Below are 20,435 nucleotides of genomic sequence, written 5' to 3' on the forward strand. Positions count from 1 at the left end.
CGCGCTTCAATAAGTGATCGTCACCTGCACCAGATCGTTGTAGGTACCCGCCGGCGGCTGGCCGGTGACCGGTGGCACCCGGCCGTAGATGACCAGCTGCTGCGCGCTGCCGGTGCCGATGCCGCTGACGGTATCCACGGTCAGCGCATTGCCCCAGCGCTGGGTCCGCGCCGAATCGCGGTACAGCTCGTAGTTGAGGTAATAGGTGTTGGGCGTGATGGTGGTGGCCATGCGCCGGGTGGTGGTGGCCGTGGGATTGTTCTGGCCGTTGTTGAGGCCGACCTGGAAGGCGGTGTTCTTCAGGCAGGTGAGTGTCAGCGTGGCGGTCTGGTCGATGTTGGCCGGAATGCCGCCGGTGACATTGCCGAAGTTCATGTTGGTGGTGACGTAGCTGCCACACTGCGGCAGCACGTTGGCGGTGGCGGTGAAACTGAAGGCGGCGCTGGCGCTGTTGGTGCCGGTGGCGCCGCCATTGCAGGTGGCCGGCACGGTGGCGGTGCCGAGCAGGACTTCGTTCCAGGCCCACGTCAGCACTACGCTCGCGCCACTGAACGTGCTGCTGTAGCTGCCCGAGGCCAGCACCTGGTTGGCCGGGATCTGCGCGAACAGCTGCACGGCCTGTGCGCCACTGCCGCCACCGAGCAGTGGCACGTTGTAGCTCATCGACAGTTCCTGCGCCGGTGGCGTGCCGCGCGGCAGCAGGCCGGTGACCTGGCCGAAGCTGGCGTTGTTGTAGAGCTGGAAGTTCATGGTGTCGCCACTGCCGGTGGCCATGGTCCGGGTGGTCGTGGCGCTGCCACCGCCGGTGCCGGCACCGATGCCCACGCAGACCCTTACCCCGGTGGTGGCCAGCAGGCTCAGCGCGGCGGTGGTGCAGGTGATCGTGATGTTCAGGTTGGCCGTGCTGGGGCCGGGGGCATTGCTGTTGATGTTGCCGAACGGCAGGGTCGGGTCGGCGACCGCAGTGCAGACGGCCGTGGCGTGGGCCGGCGCGCCTGCCAGCAGGCCCAGCATCAGCAACACGCCGAGCAGCAGCGCCTTCATGGCGCCACCTCGGGAATGCACTGCAGCGGTGCCGGCTTCGGCCGCGCGCCCTGTGCCACCACCTTCGGCAGGTCCGGCACCTTCACCCGGCACTGGCCGCGGCTGGTGGTGATGTACAGCACGCTGCCGGCGGCCACGTCCTCCAGGTACAGCAGGCCGTCATAGCCGACCGTGGCCTGGCGGCCATCGGGCAGCTGCACCTCGCTGCCGACCTCCAATGGCTGCCCATCCATGCCGAGCAGGGTCAGGCTCAGCGAGGGCCGCGAGCGCAGCTGGAACGTTACCCGGGTGCCTGCGCGCTGGCGTGGCGTCACCCAGTCCTCGATGCGGTCGGCGCGCATGTCCTCGGGCAGGTCGAGGGTGTCGATCGAGACCCGGTTGCGTTGCCAGGACAGCAGTGGGCTGACCAGCAGCAGGCCGCGATCGTCGGTGACCCCGATCAGGCGGTTTTCCAGCCGCACCGGCACGCCGCCGACGCCGTTGGTGCTGATCACCGCGAACGCGTCGGAGACCTCGCGGGTGGCGAAGGCATGCCCACCCATCCACACCAGGCTGCCGCTGGCACTGGCGTAGGCGTAGTTGAGTCCGCCCTGGCGCGAGGCCCCGAACGAATAGCGCCCGATGTCGTTGAGGATGCCGACCTCGGCCAGGCCGCCATTGCCGTCCTCGCCGTGGCGCAGCTGCGCGCGCCAGCCGACCCCTCCGGCACTGCCGTCGCCGGGCACCGGCTGGGTGACATCGGCCACCCAGCTCTGGCTGTCGCCGTTGCGCTGGCTGGACAGGCTGGCCTGGCGGTTGTTGCCGAGGCTGGCGGTCACCGACAGGTAGATGCTGCGGTCGTCACTCTGGTCCAGGTTCTGGTTCACCGACAGGTAGGCCGACCAGCGCTGGCTCCAGGTCCGCGACCAGAACAGGCTGGCATAGCGGTTGTCCTCGCCATCCGGGTAGCGCAGGCGCAGGTAGCTGGCACTGAGCGTGCCCAGCCGCAGCAGGTCCATGCCGACGGTGGCCTGTTCGCTGATGCTGGGCGGCAGGTTGCCCTGCAGCGCGCCCAGGTCGCGGTAGTCGCCGTGGCTGCGCACGCTGCGCAGGTTGAAATTGAGCCGGCGGTTGTTCCAGCTGTAGCCCAGCGCCCACTGGCCGCCCTGCAGGCCGTGGTAGTTGCTGTGCGCATAGGCTGCGTTGAACACGCCGGCCCCGCCGAGCAGCCACCAGCCGCCGATGCCGGCCTGGGTCAGGCCGCCGCCGCCTTCGGCATGGGCCTCGCCGGTGAAGGTGTCGCTGAGGCCCCCGCGCCAGCTGGCACTGGCGACGGTGCGATCATCGTAGGCGAAGGAACGTTGGCCGAAGTCCTCGCGCAACCGGCCGACGCCGGCCGACCAGTCCGACAGGCCCTTGGCCAGCAGTTGCTGGGTGCCATAGAAGCTGAAATCCAGGGTCTGCATGCGGCCGAACGCATCGGTCACCACCACCTGCGCGCTGCCGGTGCCGCTGATCCCCGGTTGCGCGGCCAGCTGGAACGGGCCCACCGGGACCTGGCCGCTGTACTGGCGCAGGCCATCGACATACAGCTCGACCGTGGACGGCACCACCGCCTGGCCAAGGAAGCTGGGCGTGGGGGTGAGCACGCGATAGGGCTGCAGGCCGTAGTTGCGGCCAATCTGCAGGCCGCCCAGGCGCACCGGCCGGGTCCAGTCGACGAAACCGCTGTAGAAATCGCCGACCTCCAGGGTCATCGCCTGGTCGGGGAAATCCAGGCTCCAGCGCGTATCCAGGCGCACGCTCTCGCTGCGCCAGCGGCGGTCGCCGGACTGCTGGTAGCGGCGGCTGATCGCGGTGTTCTCGAAGGTGCCGTTACCGATGCCGAACACCCGCAGCTCCGAACTCAGGCTGAGGTTGCCGAGCGTATCCACCCGGCTGCCGTATACATCGTAGTTGAGCAGTACGCCGGGCGAGGCGTTGCCGACCGGCGCGCGCGTCTGCGGCCGGCTGAGCACGGTGGTGGGCAGGGTCAGCTGGTCCAGCGGTACGTCCAGCGCCAGGGTCTGCATGTGCGCGTCATAGCGCACCACCGCGCCGCTGATCTGGTCCAGGTACACCGGTGCGTCGCCGCTGGCATTGAAGCCAAGCTGGCGCAGTACCTCGGGACTGGCCTGCAGGCGCCCGCGGTTCTCGGTGAACGGCAGCAGGCCGCGCGGGGTGCTGTTGAGCGAGACGTCCAGGTACAGCGTCTGGCTGGCGGTCAGCGGAGTGGGCGGCGGCAGGATGGCGTCCGCGGAGATGCCTGATGCATCGGCGCCCCCGGTCGCCGCCAGGGCGGACCCATGGGCGGCCGCGGACGCCGCAGGAGCCAGGGCAGCGAGCAGCGCGCCCATCAACGCCTCAGCGAGCCGGTGGTGGCGATAGCGGCGTCTGTTCCGACTCGCCATTGAGCTTGGCCGTGATCTGGTCGTTGTCGCGGTCGATCGCTGTGCGTTCGATCGGCCAGCGCATCACCTGGCCGGGCAGCACGTAGCCCAGCAGCCCGGGGTGGACGATGCGCGGGCGCTGGGCGCTGCCCAGGGCCAGGTCGGCGATCTGCGCGTAGCTGTTGCCGGCATTGGCAACCTCGACGCCGTTGCGGCCATCGGCCAGCGTCAGCAGGCGGGCCTGCAGCTGCGGTGCCAGGCGGGTGGAGGCCGGCTGCACGAACACCGGGATCGAATAGCGCAACACGAACTGCATGCCGTCGGCGCGGGTGGCCAGGTCGGGTACCTCGTCGACGATCAGCCGATAGTGCTGCTGCGCCGGCGGCGGCTCCTTGTCCGGTCGCATCACCCGCACCAGCTGCTGCTGGCCGGCGGCCAGCTCCTGCATCGGCGGGGTGGCCATCAGCTGGTCGGTGGGCAGCAGCTGTTCCTGGCCGTCCTGCTGGACCCAGCGGAATACGCGGACCTGCAGTTTCACTGGCGAGGTACCGCTGTTGGTCAGCCACAGCTCGCCAGCGCGCTGGCGGGCTTCCAGCTGCAGGCTGGTGGGGGCGACCTGCAGGCTGGTGGCGCCTGCCGCAGAGGTCGCCAGCAGGTACAGGGCGAGCAGCGCCACGCCGGTGGCGCGCCACGGGCGGGGTCCGGCCATGCGGGCGTGCTCCATCAATAGGTGATCGTGGCGGTGACCGTATCCAGGTAGTTGCCGGTGGCCGGGTTGTTGGTGCTCAGGTTCAGGATCTGGCCGTAGACGATGTAGGGCACGGCCAGGCCGGTACCGATGCCGGCCTGGGTGTTGGTGCCGGAGGTCGAGCCCCAGACCAGGGTGTGTGCGGCGTCCTGGTAGAGCTGGTAGCCGACAAAGTTGTTGGCGGTCACCGCGGCATTGGTGTTCTTCATCCGGCGGGTGGTGACGTCATTGGCGGTGCTGGCATTGGCGCCCGCATTCAGCGAGATCGTGTACGGGGTCAGCGCCGAGCACTGCGCGGTGACCGTACCCTGGCCCAGGGTGGGCGTGGCGGTGGTTGAGGCGGCGGTGCCGAAATCGACGTTGGTCGCCGCAGCAGCCGTGATCGTGCAGGCCTTGGTGACCACCAGGGTGACGTTGAAGGTGGTGGTATCGGCGGCCTGGGCCAGCGGCGCGGCCAGCAGCAGCGCCAGCAGGCCCCATGCGTGCGGGGAACGAAGCGGGGATCGCATGGACAACCTCCCTGACCCGAAGGTCCGTTGAACAAGGCGAAGGCGGCACGTTCACGGCCGCTTTGACGACGGTCGGCGCCAGCTTAGGCGGCGCAAGTGTCTGTAATCCGTGATAAACAGGGATTCGAAAGGGTGAGTGGCGTCACGCTTTCACTTTCCTTGCCGGAACCGCGCATGCCCCGGATCGCCAGTTGGGTGGCGTTCGTTCAGATTGCGGCCGGATCGGCGATAATGGGGGCCATGAGCGTGAATCTGAAAACCCCGCAGGAAATCGAGATGATGCGTGTCGCCGGCCGTCTGGCCAGCGAGGTGCTCGACATCGTCACCCCCCACGTCAAGCCCGGTGTCACCACCGAGGAACTGGACCGCATCTGCCACGACCACATCGTGAACGTGCAGGGCGCCATTCCGGCCAACGTCGGCTACCGCGGCTTCCCCAAGACCGTGTGCACCTCGGTCAACAACGTCATCTGCCACGGCATCCCCAGCGAAGGGAAGGTGCTCAAGGATGGCGACATCATCAATATCGACGTCACCGTGATCAAGGACGGCTGGCACGGTGACACCAGCCGGATGTACTTCGTCGGCACGCCGTCGGTGATGGCGCGGCGCCTGGTGGAAGCCACCTATGAAGCCATGTGGCGCGGCATCCGCGCGGTGCGTCCGGGGGCGACCCTCGGCGACATCGGCCATGCCATCCAGAGCTATGCTGAAGGCGAGCGCTTCAGCGTGGTGCGCGAGTACTGCGGCCACGGCATCGGCAAGGTCTACCACGACGAGCCGCAGGTGGTGCATTACGGCCGCCCGGGCCAGGGCCTGGTGCTGCAGCCGGGCATGACCTTCACCATCGAGCCGATGATCAACGAGGGCACCCGCTACAACAAGGTGCTGCCGGACGGCTGGACCGTGGTGACCAAGGACCGCAAGCTGTCGGCGCAGTGGGAGCACATGATCGCGGTCACCGAGACCGGCGTTGACGTGCTGACCCTGTCGCCGGGCGAGTCGCAGGTCTCCTGAGCATGCTGCCGGCGAGTTCGCTGCTGGACACGCCGGCCGCGTCGCTCAACGACCCGGACTGGGCTGCTGCCGCGCGCCAGGCGCTGCAGCAGGCCGACGCGCGCCTGTACCGCCGCTTCGACCAGGGCGACAACATCGAGCGCCTGCTGGCGCTGCGCGCGCGCGCCGCCGACCACCTGATCCGCCTGGCCTGGCAGCGCTGCCTGGCCGCCGACAGCGGCCTGTCCCTGTTCGCAGTGGGAGGCTACGGCCGCGGCGAGCTGTTCCCGCGTTCGGACATCGACCTGCTCGTGTTCGGTGAACCTGCTGCGCAGCTGGCCCACGAGGCGGAGCTGGCGCGCCTGTTCGCGCTGCTCTGGGATTGTGGGCTGGCGGTCAGCCATGCGGTGCGTTCTGCGGCGCAGTGCCGCGAAGCCGCCGCCGACCAGACCGTGCTGACCGCGCTGATCGAGGCGCGCCCGATCCTGGCCGAGGATGCGGCCCGCCGCGCGCTGCGCGAGGCGATTGACGATCGCGAACTGTGGCCGGCGCGCACCTTCTTCCTGGCCAAGCTGGAGGAGCTGCGCAACCGCCACCAGCGCTTCGGCGATACCGCCGACAACCTGGAGCCGGACCTGAAGGACGGCCCCGGCGGCCTGCGCGATCTCAACACGCTGGGCTGGATGGCGCTGCGCGCGTTCGGCGTGCGCGACCTGGAGGCGCTGGTCGGGCTCGGCCACCTGGGTGCCGACGAAGCGGCCGCGCTGAAGCGCGAACGCGCGGTGCTGGCGCGGCTGCGTTTCGGCCTGCACCTGGTGGCGCGGCGCCCGGAAGAGCGGCTGCGTTTCGATTACCAGAAGACCCTGGCCGCACGCCTGGGCTTCGAAGACGATGCCGAGAACCTCGGCGTCGAGAAGATGATGCAGGGCTTCTACCGCGCCGCCCTGGTGGTGCGCCGGATCAGCGACCGCCTGCTGCAGCGTTTCGAGGAACAGTTCGACGGCGAGGCCCAGCCGGAGCCGCTGACCGTCGGCTTCTCGCTGCGCCGGGGGTACCTGGCGGCCAATGATGCCGACTGGCCACGCGGTGACATCGGCCAGGTGTTCGCATTGTTTGCCAGCTGGGCCAACAATCCGCAGGTGCGCGGCCTGCATTCGCTGACCGCGCGCGCGCTGGCCGAGTCGTTGCCGCTGCTGCCGGCCTACGACCGCGCCGACACCGATGCACGCGAACAGTTCCTGGCCCTGCTGCGCGGCCAGCGCCCGGTCGACACCCTCTCGCGCATGGCGCGGCTGGGCGTGCTTGGGCAGTGGATTCCCGCCTTCGCCCAGGTCAGCGGGCGCATGCAGTTCGACCTGTTCCATGTCTACACCGTCGATCAGCACACGCTGATGGTCCTGCGCAACATCGGGCAGTTCGCCAGCAGCCGCGCCGACGAGCGTTTCTCGATCGCGCACGAAGTGTGGCCGCGCCTGCGCAAGCCGGAGCTGCTGTTGCTGGCCGGCCTGTTCCACGACATCGCCAAGGGCCGTGGTGGTGACCATTCGGAACTGGGCGCGGTGGATGCGCGGGCGTTCTGCCAGGCGCATGCGCTGAGCAGCTCCGATACCGATCTGGTGGCATGGCTGGTCGAGCAGCACCTGCGCATGTCGGTGACCGCGCAGAAGCAGGACATCGCCGACCCGGCGGTGATCCATCGCTTCGCCACCCTGGTCGGCAGCCGCGACCGCCTGGATTACCTGTACCTGCTGACCTGCGCCGACATCGCCGGGACCAGCCCGAAGCTGTGGAATGCATGGAAGGACCGCCTGCTGGCCGACCTGTATTTCGCCACCCGGCGTGGCTTGCGCGAAGGGCTCGAGCATCCGGTGCCGGCCGCCGAGCGCGTGGCCGAGGCGCGTGACAGCGTGCGCGCGCTGGTACGCGAGCAGGGCTACGACGATGCCACCATCGACCGCCAGTTCGCGGTGATGCCGGACGAAGGCTTCATCCGGCTGCGCCCGGAGCAGCTGGCCTGGCAGGCTGCCGCGCTGGTGCCGGTCAAGCAGGGCCAGGCGCTGGTGAAGGTGCGCCGCATCAGCGTCGATGATCCTGCGCTGGAAGTGTTCGTGCATTCGCCGGACCGTGACGGCCTGTTCGCTGCGATCGTGATGACCCTGGACCGCAAGGGCTATGGCATCCACCGCGCGCGCGTACTCGACGGCCCGGCCGATACCATCTTCGATACCTTCGAAGTGAACCCGGCCGATACCTTCGCCGATGGCAGCAGCGCCAACCTGGAGGCGGCGCTGCGCGAAGCCCTCAGCGGCGACCTGACCCGCCTGCGGCCGTCGCGCCGGGTGGTGCCACGCCAGCTGCGCCATTTCCGCTTCGCCCCACGCATCGAGTTCCGCGATGAACCCGGTGCGACCCGTTTCGCCCTGGTCGCCCCCGACCGCCCCGGCCTGCTGGCCGATGTGGCGTTCGTGCTGCGCAACCAGGGCCTGCGCGTGCATGATGCGCGCATTGCCACCTTTGGCGAACGCGCCGAAGACACCTTCGTGATCAGTGACGAACACGACCTCCCCCTGACTGAACCTGCCCGGCAGCAGCTGCATGACGCGATGCTGGCCTGCCTGGACCCTGATCGAAACGCCGGAGACCCCGCCTGATGGCCACCAAGCCCGCCAAGAAGACCGCCGCGACCACCAAGAGCGCAGCGGCCAGGAAAACCGCTGCCGCGCCGGCCGCGAAGAAAGCCACCGCGCCGAACAAGGCCGCTGCGGTGAAGGCCCCGGCGAAGAAAGTGGCTGCGGTGAAGAAGGCCCCGACCAAGAGCGCCGAAGCCGCCCGCGCCGAAACCATCGCCCGCAAGTCGCTGCGCAAGCCGGCCACGCCGGGCGTGGAGGAGCTGAAGTTCGGCATCGAGAGCGCCTTCGAACGCCGCGCCACGCTGACCCTGCATGAACTGGAAGGGTCGACCAAGCCGCTGGTCAATCGCGTGATCGATGGCCTGGAGAGTGGCGAATTCCGCGTCGCTGAACCGGATGGCCACGGTGGCTGGAAGGTCAACGAGTGGCTGAAGAAGGCCGTGCTGCTGTATTTCCGGGTCAACGACATGGCGGTGGTCGACGCCCGTCCGGCGCCGTTCTGGGACAAGGTCGAATCGCGCTTTGCCGGTTATGACGAGGCCCGGTTCCGCCGCGCCGGCGTGCGCGTGGTGCCGGGTGCGATCGCCCGTCGCGGCACCTACTTCGGCAAGGACGTGGTGCTGATGCCGAGCTTCACCAACATCGGTGCCTACGTCGGCGAAGGCACCATGGTCGACACCTGGGCCACCGTCGGCTCCTGCGCGCAGATCGGCCAGCACTGCCACCTGTCCGGCGGCGCCGGCATTGGCGGCGTGCTGGAACCGCTGCAGGCCAGCCCGACCATCATCGAAGACCACTGCTTCATCGGTGCGCGTTCGGAAGTGGTGGAAGGCGTGGTGGTCGGCCACCACAGCGTGATCGGCATGGGCGTGTTCCTCAGCCAGAGCACCCGCATCTACAACCGTGCCACCGGCGAGATCAGCTACGGCTACATTCCGCCGTACAGCGTGGTGGTGTCCGGTTCGCTGCCGAGCAAGGACGGGACCCACTCGCTGTATTGCGCGGTCATCGTCAAGCAGGTCGACGCCAAGACCCGCAGCAAGACCAGCGTCAACGACCTGCTGCGCGGCCTGGCCGACTGAAGATGGCTGCGCCGGAGGACCTGGCGCAGTCCGCGATCTACCGGCATCCGTCCGACCACCTGTTCGGGCGGATGCTGCCGCGCCTGCTGCACGCCCCGCAATGGACCCGGCTGCGCCGCGCACTGTCGCGGCGCTGGCCGATGCCGGCACTGGTCAGCGATGTGCGCGACGTGGTGTACGTGAGCTGGTGGGTCGACGTGCGCTGCGCACCGCCGCCGCCGCCGGGCCATCACTACGTGGTCCACGCCGGGCGCACCCCGTACACCATCCTCAGCTACCGTCATGGCCACTTCGGACCGCGCCTGGCCGGGCCACTGCGCGCGCTGATGCCCTCGCCGCGGCAGAGCAACTGGCGCTGGTACCTGCGTCGCGACGACGATCCGCAGGCGACGCCGGTGGTGCTGTTCGACCGCAACGTGATGGACCAGCTGGCCTTCGTGGCCGGCGCGCGTGCCTTCAGCGATGCCATGCAGCCGCATCTGTCCGCGCGGTTCGCGCACGTGCTGGATGCCGACGGCGACGGCCACACGTGGATCGACAGTGGGCAGGGCAGTGCACCGGTGCTGCGCCTGCAGTGGCGGCGCGCCGCGGACTGGACGGCGCTGGCGTGGCCGGCCGCGGCCGGCGAGCCTGCGGCCCTGCTGCGGTTCCTGACCTGCCAGGACGAGGCGATCGCCCGCACCTGCGACCAGCGCTGGGCCGCGACCCGGATCGCGTTGCCGGTGGACGTTGCCAGCCTGCAGCCCCTGCGGCTGCGGGGGGAACTGCATTGCCCGCGCTTGCAGGCGATGGGCGTGACGCTGCAGGACGGCCTGGCCTTCCGCCTGCCACGGGTGTCGTTCCGGGTCGTGTCCGAGCGCCTGTTGTGAGATTCTGGCCCTCTGTTTTCCAGCATTACAGATGGCCATGAGCACCACCGTCTACGGTTTGAAGAACTGCGACACCTGCAAGAAGGCGACCAAGTGGCTGGACCGCTTCGGCGTGCCGTATACCTTCGTCGACTATCGCGACACTCCCCCCAGCCCGGAAACCCTGCTGGCCTGGGCAGCGCAGCTGGGCGGCCTGGCGGCGATGGTCAACAAGTCCTCCACCACCTGGCGGCAACTGCCGGACAGCCGCAAGGCCGCCGCTTCGGACGCCGAGTGGAAGCTGCTGCTGCGCGAGTACCCGCAGCTGATCAAGCGCCCGCTGGTGGTCAGCGCCGACGGCGCGGTCAGCCAGGGCTTCAGCGACAACGGCTTCAAGGCACGCTTCGGCGTGGGCGGCGCATGAGTGCCGTCCTCGACCTGGCCTGCGAGCTGATCGCGCGCCCGTCGGTGACGCCGGATGATGCCGGCTGCCAGGCGCTGCTGGCGGCGCGGCTGAAGCGGGCCGGGTTCCATTGTGATCACCTGCGCCTGGGCGAGGTCGACAACCTGTGGGCGACCCACGGCCAGGGAGCACCGGTGCTGGTCCTGCTCGGCCACACCGATGTGGTGCCGACCGGCCCGCGCGAGGCCTGGACCAGCGATCCGTTCACGCCGCAGATCCGTGACGGCGTGCTGTACGGCCGGGGGAGCGCCGACATGAAGGGCAGCGTGGCCGCGTTCGTGGTCGCCGCCGAGCAGTTCGTCGCCGCGCATCCGGATCATCCCGGCACGTTGGCGGTGCTGTTGACCAGCGACGAGGAGGGCGATGCCATCGATGGCGTGCGCCATGTCGCACGCTTGTTCGAAGCGCGTGGCCAGCGCATCGACTGGTGCATCACCGGCGAACCCTCGTCGACCGCGACGCTGGGTGACCTGCTGCGCGTCGGGCGTCGTGGCAGCCTGTCGGCCAAGCTGCGCGTACAGGGTGTGCAGGGCCACGTGGCGTATCCGGAGAAGGCGCGCAACCCGATCCACCAGGCCGCCGCGGCGTTGGCGGAGCTGAGCGCGCGGCGCTGGGATGAAGGCTACGAGAGCTTCCCGGCGACCAGTCTGCAGATCTCCAACATCCACGCCGGCACCGGCGCCAACAACGTGATTCCCGGCGAACTGGAGGTGGATTTCAACCTCCGCTACAACCCGCACTGGAATGCGCCGAAGCTGGAAGCGGAGATCACCGCGCTGCTGGACCGGCACGGCCTGCAGTACACGCTGAAGTGGCACCGCAGCGGAGAGCCGTTCTACACGCCGGAAGGCACGCTGCGCGCCACCGCGCGCGCGGTGCTGGCCGAGCACATCGGCCGTGCGCCGGAAGAAAGCACCGGCGGTGGAACCTCCGATGCACGCTTCATCGCGCCGCTGGGAGCGCAGTGCATCGAGGTGGGGCCGGTCAACGCCAGCATCCACCAGGTGGATGAGAACGTGCGGGTGGACGAACTGGAAGCGCTGCCCGGGTTGTACCAGCGCTTGCTGGAACGGCTGCTGGCGTGATTCCAGCGTGATCCCGCGCGGGCGGAGAGTGGTGGTGGGTGCCGACCGTTGGTCGGCACGCCCTCCGCCGGGGGCCGCTCCGGCTTCCCTGTAGAGCCGAGCCATGCTCGGCTGATTGTGGAGGCAGCCGAGCATGGCTCGGCTCTACAGAAGCGTCCGGCGCTACTCCGAGAAAATGAAGAACGGCGGCTTGACCGCCTTTTCCCAGTAGCTGGGCGCCGCCATGTAGAAGCGCTGCGCTTCGGCCCGGGCGAACCAGCGGGCTGCCGCATCGGTGTCCTTCGGCACGCCCTCTGCACTCCGCCCCAGCAGCAGTCCGGCAAAGTACTGGCCGAACACATTGCCCTGTTCTGCAGCGCGCTGGTACAGCAGCAGGGCCGCTGCCGGGTCGCTCGGCAGGCCGACGCCCTTTTCCAGCAGCGCACCCAGGTCCACTTGTGCTTCGGCATCGCCGCGCGCCGCACGGCGCTGGATATGCGCCACCAGCGGGTGCACGCTGCCGCCCTGTGCGGCCAGCGCATCCGGCAGCCGTGAGGCGGAACTCGGATGGCGCTTGTAGATCATTCCGCGCAGGTCCCAACGCAGTGCCTGCTGCGCGTCGCCACGCTGGCGATAGGCCGTGGCCAGCTCGAAGAACGCATAGGGATTGCCGTGGTTGGCGGCGGCGAGGTAGCCGCGTTCGCCACGGCGCCAGGACGCGCGGAGTACCGGTGCGGGATCGATGTGAGGGCCATCGGCATGCTGCAGCGTGCCGGTGGCCCAGATCCTTCCCAACGCCTGCTCGGCCTGGGTGTTGTGGAAAGTCCACGGTGTGATCGCCGCGGCGCGCTCGTAGTAGTGGATGGCGCGTGGATCGTTGAAGCGTTCGAAGGTGTGCGCGGTATTCCAGGCACCCTCGAAGCTGCCGTCGCTTCCGCGTTGTTCGAGGGCCTGCTGCTGGGCGGCGGGCAGCGTGGCGGGCAGCGTGGAGGGACGGGGCAGGCTCTGGCATGCGGCCAGGCCAAGGCAGAGCAGGGCGGCCAGTGCCCAGGTGCGTCCAGTGCGGTGTTGCATTCCTGTTACACGGTTCAGGGCGGGCCATTATGCCGTCCACGCGTGGTTGCCGACGCAACTGTTGCGCAGTGCCCGGAACCGGGGTAGGGTCGTGGCCATGTCGATCCGCCTGGCCACCGCCGTCAACAACAACAACCGCAATAATCTGCGCGCGAATAATCGTGCGCGGCCGATGCGGGACTGCGCCCTGGGTAGATAGACAGCAACACACACCCGGACACCAGAAAACCCGCATCGGTCGATGCGGGTTTTTTTGTGCCCGGGCGCAGCCCCACCCGGGCCAGGATGGCCGGTCGAACCGCTTCCCACCCGTGAAATCCCCACAACAGGAGCTCCCCCATGTGTTCGATCTTCGGAATCTTCGGCCTGCAGGCCGGTGACGATCTTCCCGGCCTGCGCCGCCACGCGCTGGAACTGTCGCAGCGCCAGCGCCACCGTGGCCCGGACTGGAGCGGCGTGTACCTCGACGAAGGCGCCCTGCTGGTCCATGAGCGCCTGGCCATCGTCGATCCCGCCGGTGGCTCGCAGCCGTTGTTGTCGGCCGATGGCCAGCTGGCGCTCGCGGTCAACGGCGAGATCTACAACCACCAGGCGCTGAAAGCCGCGCTGAGCAGCGCCTACGACTTCCAGACCGGCTCGGACTGCGAGGTGATCAATGCGCTGTATCGCCAGGGCGGATCGCCGGCGCAGTGGCTGGAACAGCTCAACGGCATCTTCGCCTTCGCGTTGTGGGACCGTGACAGCGGACGCGTGCTGGTGGCCCGCGATCCGGTCGGCGTGGTGCCGCTGTACTGGGGCCATGATGCCCAGGGACGCCTGCGCGTGGCGTCGGAAATGAAGGCGCTGGTGGACAGCTGTGCCGACGTCGCGCAGTTCCCGCCGGGGCACTACTTCGACAGCGCCAGCGGCGAGCTGGTGCGCTACTACCAGCAGCCGTGGCGCGACTACGCCGACGTGCAGGGCCGCCAGGCCGACCTGGCCGAACTGCGGCAGGCCTTCGAGCATGCGGTGGAACGCCAGCTGATGAGTGACGTGCCTTACGGCGTGCTGTTGTCCGGTGGCCTGGATTCGTCACTGGTGGCCGCGGTGGCCGCGCGCTACGCGCGTCGCCGCATCGAGGACGGTGGCCAGACCGAAGCCTGGTGGCCACGCCTGCATTCGTTCGCGATCGGCTTGAAGGGTTCGCCCGATCTCGCCGCCGCGGCAATCGCCGCCGAAGCGTTGGGCACCGTGCACCACGGCTTCGAGTACACCTTCGAGGAGGGCCTGGACGCGCTGCCGGAAGTGATCCGCCATATCGAAACCTATGACGTCACCACCATCCGTGCCTCCACGCCTATGTTCCTGCTGGCGCGCCGGATCAAGGCAATGGGGGTGAAGATGGTGCTGTCCGGCGAAGGCAGCGACGAGATCTTCGGCGGCTACCTGTACTTCCACAAGGCGCCGGATGCGCGCGAGTTCCATGAGGAGCTGGTACGCAAGCTCGACGCCCTGCACAACTACGACTGCCTGCGTGCCAACAAGTCGATGATGGCCTGGGGCGTGGAGCCGCGCGTGCCGTTCCTCGACCGCGAGTTCCTTGATGTGGCGATGCGTTTCGATGCCGCGCACAAGATGGTCGGCGCCGGATTCGGTGGCCGCCGCATCGAGAAGGCGGTGCTGCGCGAGGCGTTCGATGGCTACCTGCCGGACAGCATCCTGTGGCGGCAGAAGGAGCAGTTCAGCGATGGCGTCGGCTATGGCTGGATCGATGGTCTGAAGGCACACGCCGAGGCGCAGGTCAGTGATCGCGTGCTGGCTGCCGCCGACAAGCGGTTCCCGCACAACCCGCCGCAGACCAAGGAGGCGTACTACTACCGCCACCTGTTCGAGCAGTTCTTCCCGAGTCGTGCGGCGGCGGAGACCGTGCCGGGTGGCAAGTCGATCGCCTGTTCGTCGCCGGCAGCGATCGCCTGGGACGCCAGTTTCGCGGCCGCGGCCGATCCGTCCGGCCGCGCGATCGCCGGCGTGCACGAGCAGGCGCTGGCCTGATGCAGCAGTGATGGGGTCAGAGCCCTTTCCCGTTGGAAAGGGATCTGACCCCGGTCGTCAACGTGCAGGTTCCAGCGTCATCACATGCTGGGCCTTGCCGGGCAGGAACGGGGTCGGTCGACCCTGTACCCAGTCTTCGTGGCCAGCACCCCAGTACGGGGACAACGGATGCCCGCTCTGGCCACCCGGCATGTGCACGATGCCGTCGGCCTCGTGGCCGGGCGACACCACCATGCGCTCGGAGGCGCCGAAGTTCGGCGTCTGCACCCGCGGCATGTCGCGGTCGCCGGGCAGGCGATCGGCGGGCATGCACAGCCAGCGCTGGGCGAGATCCGGCAGCGCCCGTGCGATGGGGTGGCAGATCGCCGCGGTGTTGCGTTCGCCCCAGGTACGCTTGTCCAGCGGACCCTGCCTGGACAGTTCGCGCTCGGTGCGGCGCGCGGCGTCGGTCAGCAGGGCGTCCCAGCTGTCGAAGGCCGGCGGCAGCAGGTTGGCCGGGCGCTGTTGCAGCATCGGCCAGGCCACGCCTTCCAGCTGCGCCAGGCGCGGGTCCAGGTAGTCATCGCCCAGTTGCGCGTTGGCGGGGGCCAGCAGGGCATCGGACAGGGTGTCCATCACCTGCGAGCGGAACTCGCGCACCACCCGGTAGCTCACCGAGCTGGCCGCCGCGCGCCCGCCCCACTGGTGGCTGGCCGCCTCCAGCCGCTTCAGCGCCGGGTCGTTGCTGTGTTCCAGTACATCGTGCAGCAGCGCCCACCAGCGCTGCAGGAACACCGCGCGATCATCAAGCTGGATCGCCAGCAGGTCGCGCTCGTCGAAGCGTTCCTGGATCGCCAGCAGGTCGCGGATCTGGCGTGCACGGGCGCCCAGGTCATAGCCGCCGTTGCCGGCGGTGGCCAGGGCCGGGCCATCGAGGACGCGGCCGTTGGCGGTCCACAGGCGATGGTCGGGCGGATCGATCAGGGCCGGTGACGCGTCGCTGCGGATCGGCCAGGGCGCGCACTGCTGGTTGCTGGCGGCATTGAAACCGGCCGCTGCACAACCGGGGCCGCGGTCCGGACGCGCGCCGATCAGGCGCCAGGCAATGCGCCCGCTGCGGTCACCGACCACCAGGTTCTGTGCAGGAATGCCCGCGTGATCGGCGAAGCGCAGTGCACCGTCCAGATCACCGGCGCGGGCCAGGTCCGCGAAGTCCAGGCGCACCGCGCCGGGCAGGTGTGCCACCCAGCGCAGCGCATCGCCGCTGCCATCTGCGTGGCGGTGCAGGATCGGTCCCCAGGCGGTCTCGCGTACCGGGAACAGCACGTCGGCGTGGCCGGCGACTGCGATGCGTTCTTCGTGCACGGTCACGGCGGCGTCAGCCGGTTCAGTGCGGAAGTCGGCGGTATCGATGTAGCTGTTGGTGAAGCCCCAGGCAACGTGGCCGTTGCTGCCGACGATCACCGCCGGCAGGCCGGGCAGCGAGAAGCCGCTGACATCGACCTGGCCGCCCGCGGCCTGCGGGTCGGGATAGCGCAGGCGCACGCGGAACCACAGGCCGGGGGCACGCAGGCCCAGATGCATGTCGTCGGCGACGATGGCGCGGCCGTCGGCGGTGAGCGCACCGGCCACCGCGAAGTTGTTGCTGCCGATGACGTCGGGCTCCTCCTGCTCGGTGCCGGGCTTTCCCTTCAAGCTGCGCAGATCGAGCTGGCTGGCATCGGGCAGGGCGGCGTTGCCGGTGGGTTCGCCGAACAGCGGTGCGTCCCATTCGGTGCCGTCATGTGCCAGCAGCGCGAACAGCGCCGGAGGCACCACTGCACGGATGCGGCTCAGGGCCAGTTCGGTCTGGTTGCCCGGATCCTGCAGGTCGGCATACATGGCCAGGCCGGTCAGCACGCTGTCGCTGGCCTGCCAGGGGCGCGGCGATTGCCGCAGCAGCAGATACGCCCACGGCCGCACCGCGAGATCGGACAGGCCCTGGTTGACGCCGTCCACATACGCACGCACGGCATCGCCGTTGTCGCCCAGCGCGCTATCCAGGTGCGCCTCGGTACGTGCGCGCAGGCGGTGCACGCGCATGCGCTTGTCGGCGTCGATGGCCTTTGGCCCGAACAGCGCGGAAAGCTCGCCGGCGGCGCTGCGGCGCATCAGGTCCATCTCGAAATAGCGTTCCTGCGCATGCACCCGGCCCAGCGCCCGCATCGCGTCGGCCTGGCTGCCGGCGGTGATGGTGACCACGCCCAGCGCGTCACGCTCGACGGTGACCGGCCCGGCCAGCCCCGGCAGCGCATGCGTGCCGTCCAGATCGGCGAGGCTGCCGCGCAGCAGCAGCCACAGCACCAGTGTGGTGACCAGCACGATGGCGATCAGCACGCCCAGTACCCAACGCCATGTACGTCGCATCGCACGTCCTTTCCACACTCGTGGGGGAATTGTAGCCGCAGGCGCAACTGCGACTGATTCCGATTAGATCACCGTCGCCGGAAATGCGTCACCCTATGCAGCATCGATTCACAGGAGCCCCCCCATGAAAGGCAACCCGGACGTCATCGCCTGCCTGAAGGAACTGCTGCGCGGCGAGCTTGCTGCCCGCGACCAGTACTTCATCCACTCCCGCCGTTACGAGGACCAGGGCCTGTTCGCGCTGTACGAACGCCTGAACCACGAGATGGAAGAGGAAACCCAGCACGCCGATGCGCTGCTGCGCCGGATCCTGTTCCTGGGCGGCGACCCGGACATGCGCCCGCACGCCACCGAGCCGGGCAAGACCGTGGAAGAGATGCTGCAGAAGGACCTGGATACTGAATACGCGGTCCGGAACAATCTCGCCGCCGGCATGAAGCTGTGCGAGGAGCAGGGTGACTACGTGAGCCGCGACATCCTGCTCGCGCAGCTGAAGGACACCGAGGAAGACCATGCCTGGTGGCTGGAGCAGCAGCTGGGCCTGATCAAGCGCATCGGCCTGGAGCTGTACCAGCTGAGCAAGATCGACGGCAACGGCGCTCCGGCGCACTGACCGGGCGGCGGCCTTCGGTAGGGCTGACCGTTGGTCGGCTGCTCTTCTAAAGGCAGCCGACCAACGGTCGGCGCTACCAGAAACAGGAAGCAACCGACCAACGGTCGGCGCTACCAGAAGCACAGCGTCACGTCGCCAGCCAGCACCGGAGCACCGCCAGCCAGCCTTCGCCCGCCAGCTGCTCCACCGCCCGCCAGCCGACAACGAAAAAGCCGGGGCATGCCCCGGCTTTTTCGTGTCCGCAGGTGCCGGCCAGCGACCGGCACGCCGGGTCATTCCACCGACAACCCTTCCACCTTCTGCCAGCCGCGCGGCAGCAGGTGGCCGCGGGTGGCGCGGGCGCCAAGGTAGGTGTCCAGCTCGTTGAACTTCAGGCCCATGGTGCGCTGGCCGGCGCGGACCTGCAGGGTCTGTCCCGGGCTGATCGCCACGATGGCGACCACGCGCTCGGTGGCGAGCTTGGCCTTCGGGATCTCGATGATCTTGTTGCCCTTGCCCTTGTCCAGTTCCGGCAGGTCGTTGGCGGCGATCGCCAGCAGGTTGCCCGAACTGGTCACCGCCACGATGCGGTCGGTGGCCACGTTGGCGACCACCGACGGGGTCAGCACCGACGAGCCGGCCGACAGGTTCAGCATCGCCTTGCCGGCCTTGTTGCGGCCGATCAGGTTCTCGAAGCGGGTCACGAAGCCGTAGCCGTGGCTGGAGGCCAGCACGAAGCGGGTCTCCGGTTCGGCACTGGCCAGGGTCACGAAGCTGGTGCCCGGCGCCGGCGAGAAGCGGCCGGTGAGCGGCTCACCGTTGCCGCGCGCCGACGGCAGGGTGTGCACCGGCGTCGAATAGGCGCGGCCTTCGCTGTCGAGGAACGCCACCTGCTGGGTGCTGCGTGCGCGCACCGCGCCCTGCAGTGCGTCGCCATCGCGGTAGGACAGGGCGGAGGCATCGACGTCGTGGCCCTTGGCGGCGCGGATCCAGCCCTTCTCCGACAACACCACGGTCATCGGCTCGCTGGGCACCAGCTCGGTCTCGTCGATGGCCTGCGCGGCCTGGCGCTGCACCAGCGGCGAACGGCGGGCGTCGCCGAACTTCTTGGCATCGGCGGTCAGTTCGTCGCGGATCAGCTTCTTCAGCTTGGCCTTGCTGTCGAGGATGCCGAGGATCTTCTCGCGCTCCTTGGCCAGTTCGTCCTGCTCGCCGCGGATCTTCATCTCTTCCAGGCGCGCCAGCTGCTTCAGCTTGGTTTCCAGGATGTAGTCGGCCTGCTCTTCGGACAGGCCGAAGCGCGCGATCAGCGCGGCCTTCGGTTCGTCCTCGGTACGGATGATGTCGATCACCTCGTCCAGGTTGAGGAAGGCGACCAGCAGGCCTTCCAGCAGGTGCAGGCGGCGCTCGACCTTCTGCAGGCGGTGCTGCAGGCGGCGGGTGACGGTGTTGCTGCGGAAGGTCAGCCATTCGCTGAGCAGCATCTTCAGGTTCTTCACCTGCGGACGGCCGTCCAGCCCGATCACGTTGAGGTTGACGCGGTAGCTGCGCTCCATGTCCGTGGTCGCGAACAGGTGGCCCATCAGCTGCTCGGCGTCGACGCGGTTGGAGCGCGGCACCAGCACCACGCGCACCGGGTTGGCGTGGTCGGATTCATCGCGGACGTCTTCCAGCCACGGCAGCTTCTTGGCACGCATCTGCGCGGCGATCTGCTCGATCACCTTCGACGGCGACACCTGGAACGGCAGCGCGGTGACCACGATGTTGTTGGCTTCCTTGGTGAAGGTCGCACGCGCACGCACGCTGCCGTTGCCGGTCTCGTACATGTTCCGCAGATCGCTGGCCGCGGTGATGATCTCGGCGCTGGACGGGTAGTCCGGGCCCTGCACGTGCTCGCACAGGTCGCGCACGCTGGCTTCGGGATTGTCCAGCAGGTGCAGCAGCGCGCTGACGATCTCGTTGAGATTGTGCGGCGGCACGTCGGTGGCCATGCCCACGGCGATGCCGGTGGTGCCGTTGAGCAGCAGGTGCGGCAGGCGCGCCGGCATCCAGGTCGGTTCCTGCAGGGTGCCGTCGAAGTTCGGCGCCCAGTCGGTGGTGCCCTGGCCCAGTTCGCCCAGCAGCACTTCGGCGATCGGGGTCAGCTTGGATTCGGTGTAACGCATCGCCGCGAACGACTTCGGATCATCGCTGGAGCCGAAGTTGCCCTGGCCCTCGATCAGCGGATAGCGGTACGAGAACGGCTGCGCCATCAGCACCAGCGCCTCGTAGCACGCGCTGTCGCCGTGCGGGTGGTACTTGCCGATGACGTCGCCGACGGTACGCGCGGACTTCTTCGGCTTGGAGGCGGCATTCAGGCCCAGCTCGCTCATCGAATAGATGATGCGGCGCTGCACCGGCTTCAGGCCGTCGCCGATGAACGGCAGGGCACGATCCAGGACCACGTACATCGAGTAGTCCAGGTACGCGCGTTCGGCATACTCGCGCAGCGGCAGTTGTTCGAATCCGTGGAACACGGGGCGGGCAAGTTCGGTCATGCGGCGTTGTTACCTATGTCGGGA

15 protein-coding genes are annotated in these 20,435 nt (G+C 68.7%); 8 read left to right on the plus strand and 7 right to left on the minus strand.

What is annotated here, in order from left to right; translation table 11 throughout:
* Window positions 1–6: 6 nt before the first annotated feature.
* The 4 genes from Q0P60_RS02145 to Q0P60_RS02160 are packed head-to-tail and all read right to left on the minus strand — an operon-like array spanning window position 7 to window position 4,709.
* Entirely contained in the window at window positions 7–1,044 is a 1,038-nt protein-coding gene (locus Q0P60_RS02145; RefSeq protein WP_294987751.1) for a spore coat U domain-containing protein, read from the minus strand.
* Window positions 1,041–3,419, minus strand: a complete 2,379-nt coding sequence (locus Q0P60_RS02150; protein ID WP_294987753.1) for a fimbria/pilus outer membrane usher protein — start codon at window positions 3,417–3,419, stop codon at window positions 1,041–1,043. Before Q0P60_RS02150 ends, Q0P60_RS02145 begins: the two co-directional genes overlap by 4 nt.
* A 7-nt stretch (window positions 3,420–3,426) precedes the next feature.
* Window positions 3,427–4,176 (minus strand): molecular chaperone, encoded by a 750-nt coding sequence (locus tag Q0P60_RS02155; RefSeq protein ID WP_294987755.1) that lies wholly within the window; start codon window positions 4,174–4,176, stop codon window positions 3,427–3,429.
* Window positions 4,176–4,709: a spore coat U domain-containing protein gene (locus Q0P60_RS02160; protein WP_294987757.1), complete on the minus strand. Its 534-nt coding sequence runs from the start codon at window positions 4,707–4,709 to the stop codon at window positions 4,176–4,178. Before Q0P60_RS02160 ends, Q0P60_RS02155 begins: the two co-directional genes overlap by 1 nt.
* Window positions 4,710–4,883: 174 nt before the next feature.
* Between Q0P60_RS02160 and map the strand changes: the two genes are divergently transcribed.
* From map to dapE, 6 genes are read left to right on the plus strand one after another with little or no spacing between them, the layout of a single operon-like run.
* Window positions 4,884–5,726 carry a type I methionyl aminopeptidase gene (gene map, locus Q0P60_RS02165; protein WP_294987759.1) on the plus strand — a complete coding sequence of 281 codons (843 nt, stop codon included), beginning with the start codon at window positions 4,884–4,886 and terminating at the stop codon, window positions 5,724–5,726.
* 2 nt (window positions 5,727–5,728) lie between these two features.
* Entirely contained in the window at window positions 5,729–8,356 is a 2,628-nt protein-coding gene (locus Q0P60_RS02170; protein ID WP_294987761.1) for a [protein-PII] uridylyltransferase, read from the plus strand.
* Window positions 8,356–9,417, plus strand: coding sequence for a 2,3,4,5-tetrahydropyridine-2,6-dicarboxylate N-succinyltransferase (gene dapD / locus Q0P60_RS02175; RefSeq protein ID WP_294987764.1), 1,062 nt, complete (start codon window positions 8,356–8,358; stop codon window positions 9,415–9,417). The genes Q0P60_RS02170 and dapD overlap by 1 nt, the downstream gene beginning before the upstream one ends.
* Window positions 9,418–9,419: 2 nt before the next feature.
* Window positions 9,420–10,286: a hypothetical protein gene (locus Q0P60_RS02180; RefSeq protein WP_294987765.1), complete on the plus strand. Its 867-nt coding sequence runs from the start codon at window positions 9,420–9,422 to the stop codon at window positions 10,284–10,286.
* A 31-nt stretch (window positions 10,287–10,317) separates the two neighbouring features.
* Entirely contained in the window at window positions 10,318–10,689 is a 372-nt protein-coding gene (locus Q0P60_RS02185; RefSeq protein ID WP_294987767.1) for an arsenate reductase, read from the plus strand.
* The gene (dapE, locus tag Q0P60_RS02190) at window positions 10,686–11,813 is read left to right on the plus strand and encodes a succinyl-diaminopimelate desuccinylase (RefSeq protein ID WP_294987769.1); all 1,128 of its coding nucleotides are present in this window, start codon (window positions 10,686–10,688) and stop codon (window positions 11,811–11,813) included. The genes Q0P60_RS02185 and dapE overlap by 4 nt, the downstream gene beginning before the upstream one ends.
* 162 nt (window positions 11,814–11,975) lie before the next feature.
* On the opposite strand, the gene Q0P60_RS02195 is transcribed toward dapE, so the two are convergent.
* Window positions 11,976–12,866 carry a tetratricopeptide repeat protein gene (locus Q0P60_RS02195; RefSeq protein ID WP_294987771.1) on the minus strand — a complete coding sequence of 297 codons (891 nt, stop codon included), beginning with the start codon at window positions 12,864–12,866 and terminating at the stop codon, window positions 11,976–11,978.
* 339 nt (window positions 12,867–13,205) lie between these two features.
* Here Q0P60_RS02195 and asnB point away from each other — a divergent pair, with 339 nt between their 5' ends.
* Window positions 13,206–14,897, plus strand: coding sequence for an asparagine synthase B (gene asnB / locus Q0P60_RS02200; RefSeq protein ID WP_294987773.1), 1,692 nt, complete (start codon window positions 13,206–13,208; stop codon window positions 14,895–14,897).
* A 57-nt stretch (window positions 14,898–14,954) separates the two neighbouring features.
* Here the strand turns inward: asnB and Q0P60_RS02205 are convergent, their stop codons facing one another.
* The gene (locus Q0P60_RS02205; protein WP_294987775.1) at window positions 14,955–17,282 is read right to left on the minus strand and encodes a penicillin acylase family protein; all 2,328 of its coding nucleotides are present in this window, start codon (window positions 17,280–17,282) and stop codon (window positions 14,955–14,957) included.
* Window positions 17,283–17,406: 124 nt separating this feature from the next.
* On the opposite strand from Q0P60_RS02205, the gene bfr reads away from it, so the two are divergent.
* Window positions 17,407–17,895, plus strand: coding sequence for a bacterioferritin (gene bfr / locus Q0P60_RS02210; RefSeq protein WP_294987777.1), 489 nt, complete (start codon window positions 17,407–17,409; stop codon window positions 17,893–17,895).
* Window positions 17,896–18,167: 272 nt separating this feature from the next.
* On the opposite strand, the gene parC is transcribed toward bfr, so the two are convergent.
* On the minus strand, window positions 18,168–20,411 hold the full coding sequence (parC, locus tag Q0P60_RS02215) for a DNA topoisomerase IV subunit A (protein ID WP_294987779.1): 2,244 nt from the start codon (window positions 20,409–20,411) through the stop codon (window positions 18,168–18,170).
* Window positions 20,412–20,435 lie beyond the last annotated feature (24 nt).

This window comes from uncultured Stenotrophomonas sp. (assembly GCF_945952405.1).
Lineage (GTDB): Bacteria > Pseudomonadota > Gammaproteobacteria > Xanthomonadales > Xanthomonadaceae > Stenotrophomonas.